The organism is Erythrobacter sp. QSSC1-22B (assembly GCF_001678665.1).
Classification (GTDB): domain Bacteria; phylum Pseudomonadota; class Alphaproteobacteria; order Sphingomonadales; family Sphingomonadaceae; genus Qipengyuania.
In genome coordinates this window covers 1-2,621 of the sequence record NZ_LZRP01000025.1, presented here as the reverse complement: position 1 = coordinate 2,621, position 2,621 = coordinate 1, and the positions used below count along the sequence as shown (strand labels likewise).

The window sequence follows — 2,621 nt, the reverse complement described above, 5'->3', positions numbered from 1 at the left end:
ACGATCATTGAGGCACTATGCTGCAGCCGTGGAATGATGCATCGTTGAATCTATGGCGAGCAAGATAGATGGGCAGAGGTTGGTCGCCGTTGAAAAAATCAGCGGGGTGGATTTCGTAGACCGAGCTGATCAAGCCTGGTTGGCGAAGGACGTTCTCATTATTGGAGAAGCCACCGGGGCCGGATTAGACCCGCACGTGCATCTACCCGTCCGCGGCACAAGGGGATGGTGGGAGCAGGAGTTTTGTCCGGACGATAGCGAGTTGCTTGCACAGATTTCGAGTACTTCAGGAACGACTGGTCCGCCGAAGGCGATCGCCATCTCAAGAAGAGCGATAAGCGACACGGTGCGTCGCTTGCGTGAAGCTCAAGAGATCGATTCCTCGATTCGTGAATATGTAGCAGTGCCCACCACTTTCAGCTTTGGCCTCGGGCGCATCCGCACCGTCGCGTCAGTTGGCGGAGCTACGTATATACCGGGAGAATTTCGCCCCGACGAGCTTGCCAAGATGGTGCGAGAAAAAACGATCAACTCGTTTTCCGCAGTCCCGTCCATGCTTCGTATACTGTTGGCGAACCCTGATCTCATTGCCGATACCGGGGGAGCCATCCGCTGGCTTGAGATCGGCAGCCAGCACATGAGCGCCCCAGAAAAGCTCCGCATACGGCAAATGTTTCCTAAAGCAGCAATCCTACAGCATTACGGACTAACCGAAGCTTCGCGCACGACATTTCTTCGGATCGATCAAGCAAGCGATGAGGAGCTCGAATCAGTCGGACGTCCGACTGGGGCTGCGAGCGTACAAACAGATAACGAACACCGGATTATGATTGCGGGTTCGCATTTGGCCTCTGGAACCGTAACTGGAGGTCGACTGCACTCTATAGTAAATGCAGATGGATGGCTGCAGACCTCGGACCTAGGCGAGATTCGGGAAGGGATGGTCTATTTCAAAGGGCGAATGGACGATGTTGCGAACATCGGAGGGGTAAAAGTCTCAGCGGAGCACTTCGAGCACCTATTGTTTGAAATTTTGGGCGATGAAGCACGAATTGCAGCCTCACCGCTGGCTGACGATATTCGGGGTCAGAAACTCGGTGTATTTTATGAAGCCAACCATTCCGATCAAATCCGGCCTGCGGTGTTGAGCGCAGCTAATCAAGCAGGGCTACGTCGCGCTGATCTAAAAATAATCGAATTAGCAAAAATCCCAAAGACCGAGACCGGTAAAATTATTCGAAATCAGCTTGAAGAATTTGCGCAATCGAAGCGTACTGAAGAAATTGGAACTATTAAAAAGCATGGGCTAACCGAGAATGCACCTGAATCAATCAACTTCTCAAAAATTGCCGAAATCTGGCAAGATATTTTGGACGTTGATGAGGTACGACCTGAGGACACCTTCCACGACTTAGGTGGAGACTCACTGTCAGCAGTGGGCATAATGCTGAAAAGCGAAGAGGCCGGCCTCCCCTCCAGTGCAATCCAACAGATGTTTGACGGCAAATCTCTGGCTGAAATAGCCTTCGCCATAGATAATGGCACCAACGACTATAAAGAAGGCAGGTCTATCGCGGCCATCCGCATGGACGCTCTTAACGCTGTGCGAGGCCTTTTTGCAATCCTTATTGTTATTTCCCATTGGAGTCCCTTTTTTATAGAGCGAATGGGCAAAGTGGGTGCGACTCTTTGGTCTTTCGCTGAACCACCGCTACGGATCGGCACACCAGGATTTGCTATGGTGTTCGGTATGGGTTTAGGCCTCTTCTATTTCAACCAGCTTGAACAAAGAGGCGACCAGCTTAGGAGAAGATTAAAACGAAATACTACTTTGCTATCATTCGGCGTTGCGGTTACCGCATTGGCGGTGGCTGCCCGAATGTACGTTACTGGAGAAGAGTTTGGAGCGCACTGGCAAGAAAAGCTTTTTTACACTGTCTTACTGTTTTATGCGTTTGCGGTACCGACTTCACTGTTCTGGTTGAGGCTTGTTAAAAAGGCAAAGGACCCCGTTTTCAGTAGTTTTATGATTGCGCTCTTGGCCTACGCAGTACATACGGTATTTGTCATGTCATCGTCGGCCAATGCCTTCGACGGGTGGTCAAGCCTCGCTTGGCATATGTTAGTTGCTCCTTATTCCTACCCCCGGCTGATGGGGGCTGCGGCATTAGGTCTTGCAGCGGCGTTGTGGCTACAAGAATCACAGAGCGAAACTCAAACCGCGGCGAATGCGGCGAAATGGGGCGTTGTGCTCAGTGGATCCGGCGGGCTGATCCTTTGTCTCTTGCCAGGCGGCTGGCCCGCGAACGCAGGTCAGGTATGGGCTGTTTTGCCATTCTCCGGGTTCGCGCTTTTACTCTACGCTGGAGCAGTAATGCTAATAGGCCGAGGTAGAGTCGGCATAGCAATGCGCCTTGCTATCGTTTGCGGCGTGCTGGCATTCCCGATATTCATAGGACAAGGTCTCGTAATGCCCGTCGCCGGCATCGTCGAAAGTTTTGGGCTGGCTGCGATAGCCTCAGCGGTTATTCCTGCATTCCTCTTCCTTGCTGTCATAGGTTGGCTCGGACGAAAGGTTTACCGTGTTCGGTTCACTAACCCCTAGGCTCAGGACCTATTAA

The 2,621-nt window shown here is 51.9% G+C and carries 1 protein-coding gene; it reads left to right on the top strand.

The genetic code is table 11. From position 1 onward, the window contains the following. The first annotated feature begins 52 nt into the window (after positions 1-52). Positions 53-2,605 (top strand): AMP-binding protein, encoded by a 2,553-nt coding sequence (locus tag A9995_RS15635; protein WP_067614723.1) that lies wholly within the window; start codon positions 53-55, stop codon positions 2,603-2,605. Positions 2,606-2,621: the final 16 nt, after the last annotated feature.

Excerpts from the sequence above, each read along its gene's own strand:
- A9995_RS15635 (WP_067614723.1), top strand. The coding sequence starts at position 53 with ATGGCGAGCAAGATAGATGGGCAGAGGTTGGTCGCCGTTGAAAAAATC.